Origin of the sequence: Rheinheimera sp., from assembly GCF_036568245.1 — a bacterium.
Taxonomy (GTDB): Bacteria; Pseudomonadota; Gammaproteobacteria; order Enterobacterales; family Alteromonadaceae; genus Alishewanella.
The window spans coordinates 1-7866 of record NZ_DATCSY010000307.1; the positions used below are offsets into that span (position 1 = coordinate 1).

Here is a 7866-nt window from a genome sequence, read left to right on the forward strand (position 1 = left end):
CTTTTTGTTGCTCACCGCGAAGAGATATTGCTGCAGGCGCAGCAAAGTTTTGCCCGCCTAAACCCGCAAAAGAGTAGCGGCTTATATTTCAGCGGCGAAAAAGCCGCAACTGCAGATATGATTTTTGCGTCCATTCAAACATTAAGTAAAAAAGAGCATTTACAGTTATTCGCTACAGATCACTTTGATTACATAGTAATTGATGAATTTCATCATGCTGGCAGCCCCAGCTATCATCAGGTGTTAAACCACTTTAAACCGAACTTTTTACTGGGCTTAACGGCTACACCTGAACGCAGCGATCAGGCGGATATTCTGGCGCTGTGTGATAACAACTTAGTGTTCGAGCGTAACCTGGTGCATGGTATTGAAAGTGGCATTTTGGTGCCGTTTCATTACTTTGGTGTTTACGATCAGTTTGTCGATTATCAGGAAATTCCCTGGCGTAGCGGTAAATTTGATGCCACAGCACTGGATGCCGCTTTTGCCACCCGCCAGCGGGCAAAGCATATTTTTGAACACTGGAATAAGCACAGACAACACCGGACATTGGCGTTTTGCGTGTCACGTAAACATGCCGATTACATGGCAGACTATTTTACCCAGCAAGGGGTGAAAGCGGCTGCGGTTTATCAGGGGAGTACTTTGCGTCGTAATGAAGCCCTTGAGCAATTGGATAACGCAGTCATTCAGGTATTGTTTTCTGTCGACTTATTCAATGAAGGAACAGATTTACCCTCAATAGACACGGTGTTAATGCTTAGACCAACCGAGTCAAAAATCCTATTCTTGCAGCAATTAGGTAGGGGCTTGCGCCGTGCAGATGGGCTGGATAAGCATCATCTGGTGGTTGTTGATTTTATCGGTAATCATCAATCGTTTTTAAACAAACCCGCTGCATTGTTTAATACCAGTGGCATTAAAAATATCAGCCGTAACATTACAGAGAAACCGATAATAGCACCGGGCTGCTACATAAATTTTGCGCCGCAAATTGTTGAGTTTTGGCAGCAACTGGTACGCAGAGTTAAAAACACAGCAGCAGAAGATTTTGCCCAGCTGACAGCTGAAATTGGTCGCCGCCCAACCGCTGCCGAGTTTGCTTTAGCCGGTTATGATCTGCTTAAAGTGCGTAAGCAACATGGCAGCTGGTTTCAGTTGGTAGCAGAGCAAACGCAGGATCAAGACTTGGCCGGTTTAGTGCAACGTTATGGTGATTGGTTGCTCGACGGCATTGAAACTACGGCTATGGCTAAGTGTTTCAAAATGGTGTTGCTGCGAGCTTATCTGCAGTTAGATGGTTTTAATACAGCGGTTAATACTGCAGAGTTGTCAGCATTGAGTTGGCAAATTATTCAGCGCAGGCCAGATCTGGTTGAAAAGGACGTACCTGCAGAGCTACAAAACCAAAAAGCAGGAGGCTTAAAATGGCACCAATATTGGTGTAAGAACCCTATTAATTTTTACGCCAAACAAGATAAGCATGCGGCAAAAGCCTGGTTTGTGCTGAGCGAAGAGCGGTTTAGTGCCAACTTTAAAGTTAATCCAGATGATGTTGCCTTACTGACAGAGTTAAGCCATGAGCTAATTGATTTGCGCTTGCTTCAATATACCTTGCGCACGCCAGCTCCTGCGGAAGTCTCGAACGAATTGGATCGTCAACAACAGAACGTGACCAATGTTTTGCCGTTTTATCCGGCGCTTAAAATTGCCTGTGGTCATTTCGGTAGGGGTATGCCGGATGATGTAAAAATGCTGGAACTGCCAGAGCATTATGGCCATTTAAACCCCATGCAACATTTTATTGCGCCAGCAAAAGGTAACTCCATGAACGGTGGAAAGCAGCCTATAGCCGATGGCGATTTGTTGCTACTGGAATGGGTTACACCGGTAAATGCAGGTTCAATCTCGAATAATGTTATGGCCATTGAGCGCCTGGACGATGTCGGAGATGCTGAATATTTGCTAAGGGTAGTGAAAAAGCAGGGGCCTGGTGTTTACTTGCTTAAAGCAAATAACCCGGATTATGGCGACTTAGCAGCCAATGACACTATGCGCACCTTTGCAAGGTTAAAAGCGGTAATTGCACCGCAAGACGTAACAGAAATTCAGTGATACCTTCAACACCTTTTTCGCCTCTTTACTGCTAAGCCAGTTTTCCGTTTCCTGCTTGTCCGGCTGTTGCATGCTGCTCATTTTCTGCCTTTATCAAGTTAAACATCATAGCTTCGATAGTTTTGTCATTTAACTCCTTTTTCGCCGGGTCGCAATTGATGTGGTATCCGGCGAAATAGTACTTCTTGCATTTGCAGCATTTCGTTATCATTTTTGCAATTTAGCAGGAGGTTAGAAATGAATGCAGCGCACCAGTTAGCAGAGGGAAAATATCAGAGTTTAAGAGAAAGTAGTTTACGAATTGCAGAAGCAACCTTGCCAGCAGCGGCATGATGATGCCGTTTGGTCTTGGCGCAAAGGCTTTGGCTCTTATGCCAAGCAGCATCCGAAGCGGTTTGAACTAGCGATATGGTTTGCTAAAGCACAGCTATGTGGCTTAAGTCTTGGTAAGCCGACATACTCCGGCTCGAAATTGCGCTTAGACTTTATTGAAGGTGCGCCAGGTAAGCATCTGCTTAAAGGTAAAGTAGTCGAACTTACTATTGCTGCTGCAGAGGCTTATGCCGATAGTATCGGCGCAGAGCAAATCAGAATTATGCGACCTGTTAGCGCTGAAGTTATCCGTTATTATGAAAAGCATGGTTTTACCTACTTTGGCGGCAAAAGCAGTAATATACCGACTCATTTATGGCGAAACCTGTAGGAGCTATTGGACATGACCAAAAGCAAAAGACCGTCTCCAGATTCACCTGAATTTGAACAGTGGTTGCTTGACAGGGCAAAAGAACGGGCAGATAAGCTGTTTAATACAGAAATTCCGGCAGATCTGGCCGACGTTGATAGCGGTATCATTGCCGGCCCGCTTGATTGGGAAGATTTAATGCCTGAAAAAACCATCGCCGAAGATATTGCTATTGATAAGGCGCATAAGCGAAAACACCTTAAAACGGTTAAATAGCTGCTAATGAGTTTGGGTGCCAGAGAGTTTGTGGTTAAAGCTCTGCCGGCGGTTTAAGCAGGCTTTCCAGCTCACTGCGCTGGCGCGGTAACACCGCCAGCTCTAGCCCGAGCAATTTAAAATAACTGCGTAAGCTATCTAACCGCGGATTGCCACTGTCATTTTCTATATCGCTTACAACCTGGCGGCTTAAGCCGGTAAGTTTGCATACTTCAGTTTGCGACATTTGCAAGCCTTCGCTACGCAATACTTTACTAATTTGGCCCAGCGTGGTGTTACCCGCCAACATTTGTTGCACCAGACGCTGCTTTAACGCAAAGCGGTCTGCGGTGGTAATTGTGTTCGCTTTTGTCATGGTAATAACCCCCACTTCTGCAGCCTGGTTTCCAGATAGGCAAAACCCATTACCGGCATTTGCATAATACTGGCAGGGACGCCTCGCTCTGTTAGACGTTTAGGCAAATTTTGTAGTTTGGCGGCCAATTGGCGCAATTCGGTTTTAAACAATTCAGGTTCTCCATAACAACTCAGATTGTCGCATAAGGACAGCCAGTCAATATCACCGCCGCGCTCAAATTCATTGCTCCAATAGGTTGTACGCATGACGACTTCCGGGTCTGCTTTCATTGGTGCAAAATCATAAATAGGCGCCAGTGAAACCTCTGTCGCATGTTTTAGTACCGCCTGGTTTCTGCCATGGTTGTCAGAATTACCAAACACTACGTTCAGTAAATCACGTTTCAGATATTCTGTGGTTAGCTCTGCTGCAGTTTGGTTATTAACCACCTGTATTAGTGCCTTTAATACCTCTTCGTGTTTCAAATGGCTGCCTGCTGGTTTATTTAACAGCGAGAATACAGATTCCACACCGTAACGTTGCACGGCGCCAGAACAAAATTTTCTATCAAAGCGTGGCAACCACAGTGATGGCTGTTTACTGCCTTCGTGTAGCCGCAATTTGGCGATGTCCATACTGGCGAACCCCAGCTCTGCTAATTCACAGTAGTAATGGTACTCTGCCCGCAGAATGTCCTGATCTATTAAAGTGTTACCGCGAGGAAATTTCACCAGATAATGTGCGTCAGCACTATTATCATTTTGCAGGGTGTCTATCCATACCTCGCGCTGCTCGGTTAGCCTGACCAGCAGTTTGGGGGCGGCGCCGCCAGCGCCGGTCGCGCCGCCTGATAATGCCCCTCGTTGTCTGGCATAGTTTAAAAAGTCATGGTTGCGTTCTATAACCTGAAGCTGGTCAAAGCGCATCTGTTCCAGTGCAGTTCCCTGATGCTCTGCCGCCATTTCAACAGACTCTTTCAAGCGCAAGTTCCCTACAGGTGCAATAGTGCCGGCTTGCAATAAGGTTAAGTCCTGCACCGCAACGGGTTGTTGCTGCAGGCCCAGCATTTCTAGCCATAGGGTACGGGCATAGCCCATTGGCATAATATCTTCAAACACTGCAGGCCAGCTGTTAAAGCTGTAAACATCCATTGGGTTAACCGGATAATTAGCAGAAAAACTGTGCGAACCTGATTCATCAAAATAGGCTGCTGCATAGGGAGTTAGCGCTTGTAGTGCCACTCTGCCAAGCTTGCCTGCATCAGGGTTAGCCAGAGTGATAACAAAAGCATCTTGCCAGAGGCCGTCATTAAAGGCTTGCAGTGTAAGCTGCATAAATGTCCTTCACATTGCTATTTATGTCTAATATAGCGCACAAAAAAGCCAAAAGAGACATTTTTTGTCTGATATAGGGCACAATTATCATTGATAAGACAGTCTTGTGTCTTATATATCAGACGCTGTGAAAAGAAATTTAGCGTTATTTAGTTATTGCTACTTAGTTGCTATCTTTGCCAAATCTTCCGCCAGTGACTGCTGTGGCCGCTCGATAATGCGGCCAAGCTCTTTGCCATTTTGCTGCACTATGATTGTCGGCGTGTACTTCAGGTTGTAGTAGCTATGCAGTTGCTGTGGGTGCTGCTTTTGCCGGTTTACGGCCTGTAGCTGCAGGTTGTCTGTGGCGATATTGGCTTGTTGCAGCAGCTTTAGCAGCCTTGGTACTTCGCGCTCGCTGTCATGGCACCAGGTGCCGAACAACACCACCAGCTGCAGGCCTTGCAAGCGCTGCATTTGCTGAACCTCAGCGGCATCGGGCTGATAACGGGCGTATTCGGCAGAAAATGGCGGATACTGCTTAAGCAAAGCGTCTGTACTGATGATGCCTTCGGCATCTAAGGTGGCTGTTTCAGCCGCGTCTGCCCGGTGGGGAAGCTGGCTGGTGCAGGCTATTAGTAGTAACGGCAGTGCTATTAGCAGGTATTTCATTGGCGGGCTCTTATGCATCGGTTTAGCTGGCTATCTTAGGTATGCAGCGTTTAGCTTACAATGTTTTACGTATCCCCATGCTGGCAAAACATGGTAGCGCCAGGTACTGTTGAATCAACTTTTCCGATTACCTCAATCTGTTTATATCACTGCAATTAATCAGGGTTCAGCTTTAATTTATCAGGCGGATTGATGCTGTGGTGCCGGGTGGATTACCGGTGCCGGTGTCGTTCTTTTTTCATCCTCCTTACGGATGCTGCCGCCAGAGCTGTGGCAGTGCGAGAATAACCGGGTGCAGTAATACGATGGCACCCTTTCGGACAGGTATAAAACCATGATAAAGAAAACCGTTCCTATGATTTCAGTGCTGGCACTGGCAATTTCAATCAGTGTCAGTGCAGCCGATACCGGTACTACTACCACTAACAGTTTCTGGTGGCCGGATAAACTGGATTTAACGCCACTTAGACAAAATGCGGTTAAATCTAACCCTTATGGCGCCGACTACGACTATGTGCAGAAATTTAATGCGCTGGATTTAGATGCGTTAAAAGCCGATATCAAAGCAGTGATGACCCAATCGCAGGATTGGTGGCCGGCAGACTATGGCCACTATGGGCCTTTCTTCATTCGTATGGCGTGGCATAGCGCCGGTGTATACCGCATTTTTGATGGCCGTGGCGGTGCCAATGGTGGCCAGCAACGGTTTGAACCGCTGAACAGCTGGCCGGATAACGTCAGCCTGGATAAAGCCCGCCGCCTGTTATGGCCGATTAAGCAAAAGTACGGCAGCAGCATTTCATGGGCCGATTTAATGGTGTTAACCGGTAATGTTGCGCTGGAATCCATGGGCTTTAAAACCTTTGGTTTTGCCGGTGGCCGCACTGACGACTGGGAAGCCGAAGTGGTGAACTGGGGCTCGGAAAAACAGTGGCTGGATAACAAGCGCCGTAACGAAAAGGGCGAGTTGGCCAAACCGTTAGCAGCAGTACAAATGGGCCTGATTTACGTCAACCCGGAAGGCCCGAATGGCGTACCAGACCCACTGGCGTCAGCCAAAGAAATCCGCGATACCTTCGGCCGTATGGCAATGAATGACGAAGAAACTGTGGCGCTGATTGCCGGCGGGCACACCTTTGGTAAAGCACATGGCGCGCATGATCCGAAAAAATGTGTCGATAAAGACCCGGACGCTGCCGGTGTGGAAGAGCAGGGTTTTGGCTGGAAAAACAAATGCGGTAAAGGCCATTCTGAAGACACCATTACCAGCGGCTTAGAAGGTGCCTGGTCGGTCAACCCTATCGCCTGGACATCGCAGTATCTGGATAATCTGTTTGGCTTTGACTGGGTACAAACCAAGAGCCCGGCCGGCCATATTCAGTGGATCCCGGCCGATGGCAAAGGCGCTAACCTGGTACCAGACGCGCATGTCGAAGGTAAACGTCATGCACCTATTATGTTCACCTCGGATTTGGCGCTAAAAGAAGACCCGGCGTACCGCGCTATTGCGCTGCGTTTTAAAAATGACCCGAAAGCGTTTGAACTGGCGTTTGCCAAAGCCTGGTTTAAGCTGACCCACCGCGATATGGGGCCGCAGGCACGCTACCTGGGTAAACTGGTTCCTACCGAAGCACTGATTTGGCAAGACCCGGTACCTGCCGTTGATCACCCACTGATTGATGCCAGTGATATTGCCAGCTTAAAAAGTAAAATTCTGGCGTCTGGCTTAACTGTGCCTCAGTTGGTGCGCACTGCCTGGGCGGCTGCCAGCAGCTTCCGTGGTACCGATATGCGCGGCGGGGCTAACGGTGCCCGTTTGCGGTTGGACCCACAGAAAGACTGGGCGGTAAACGACCCGAAAGAGCTGGCCAAGGTACTAAAAACGCTTGAGAAAGTACAAGGCGATTTTAACAAGTCGCTCAAAGGTGGCAAGAAAGTGTCACTGGCTGATGTGATTGTACTGGCAGGTGGTGCCGCGGTAGAAAAAGCGGCAAAAGATGCCGGTTACACGATAAGTGTGCCGTTTACTCCGGGCCGCACTGATGCCAGCCAGCAGCAAACGGATGCAGCGTCCTTTGCGGTACTGGAATTAAAAGCAGATGGTTTCCGTAACTATTACAGCAACGACGCCACTTTATCGCCAGCCGAAGCGCTGATTGACCGGGCTAATATGCTGAACCTGAGCGTACCGCAAATGACGGCGCTGGTTGGCGGCTTGCGGGTATTGAATGCCAACAGCGGCGGCAGCAAACATGGTGTCTTTACTGACAAGCCTGGCAGCTTAACTAACGATTTCTTTGTTAACCTGCTGGATATGTCGACGCAGTGGCGCAAATCTGACAAACAGCCAGGGCTGTATCAAGGGCTGGATCGTAAAAGCGGCAAGCTGAAATATACCGCCACGCCGGTTGACCTGATGTTTGGCTCGCATGCCGAGCTGCGCGCAGTGGCGGAAGTTTACGGTGCCAATG

7 protein-coding genes are annotated in these 7866 nt (G+C 48.2%); 4 read left to right on the forward strand and 3 right to left on the reverse strand.

Annotation, left to right across the window (positions count from 1 at the left end; translation table 11 throughout):
* The 3 genes from VIN66_RS13800 to VIN66_RS13810 form a co-directional block, all read left to right on the forward strand.
* A partial coding sequence (locus tag VIN66_RS13800; RefSeq protein ID WP_331924518.1) for a DEAD/DEAH box helicase family protein occupies positions 1-2115 on the forward strand: 2115 nt, incomplete at its 5' end.
* Between the two features lie 301 nt (positions 2116-2416).
* Complete coding sequence (locus VIN66_RS13805; protein WP_331924519.1) at positions 2417-2818, forward strand: hypothetical protein; 402 nt, start codon at positions 2417-2419, stop codon at positions 2816-2818.
* A gap of 12 nt (positions 2819-2830) precedes the next feature.
* A complete protein-coding gene (locus tag VIN66_RS13810; protein WP_331924520.1) occupies positions 2831-3073 on the forward strand; it encodes a hypothetical protein in 243 nt (80 codons plus the stop codon).
* Between the two features lie 34 nt (positions 3074-3107).
* Here the strand turns inward: VIN66_RS13810 and VIN66_RS13815 are convergent, their stop codons facing one another.
* The 3 genes from VIN66_RS13815 to VIN66_RS13825 form a co-directional block, all read right to left on the reverse strand.
* Positions 3108-3428 (reverse strand): helix-turn-helix transcriptional regulator, encoded by a 321-nt coding sequence (locus tag VIN66_RS13815; protein ID WP_331924521.1) that lies wholly within the window; start codon positions 3426-3428, stop codon positions 3108-3110.
* Positions 3425-4744: a type II toxin-antitoxin system HipA family toxin gene (locus VIN66_RS13820; RefSeq protein ID WP_331924522.1), complete on the reverse strand. Its 1320-nt coding sequence runs from the start codon at positions 4742-4744 to the stop codon at positions 3425-3427. The genes VIN66_RS13815 and VIN66_RS13820 overlap by 4 nt, the downstream gene beginning before the upstream one ends.
* Before the next feature lie 159 nt (positions 4745-4903).
* On the reverse strand, positions 4904-5395 hold the full coding sequence (locus VIN66_RS13825; protein ID WP_331924523.1) for a thioredoxin family protein: 492 nt from the start codon (positions 5393-5395) through the stop codon (positions 4904-4906).
* Between the two features lie 334 nt (positions 5396-5729).
* On the opposite strand from VIN66_RS13825, the gene katG reads away from it, so the two are divergent.
* Positions 5730-7866: catalase/peroxidase HPI (katG, locus tag VIN66_RS13830; RefSeq protein ID WP_331924524.1), on the forward strand; the 2137-nt coding region annotated here is incomplete at its 3' end.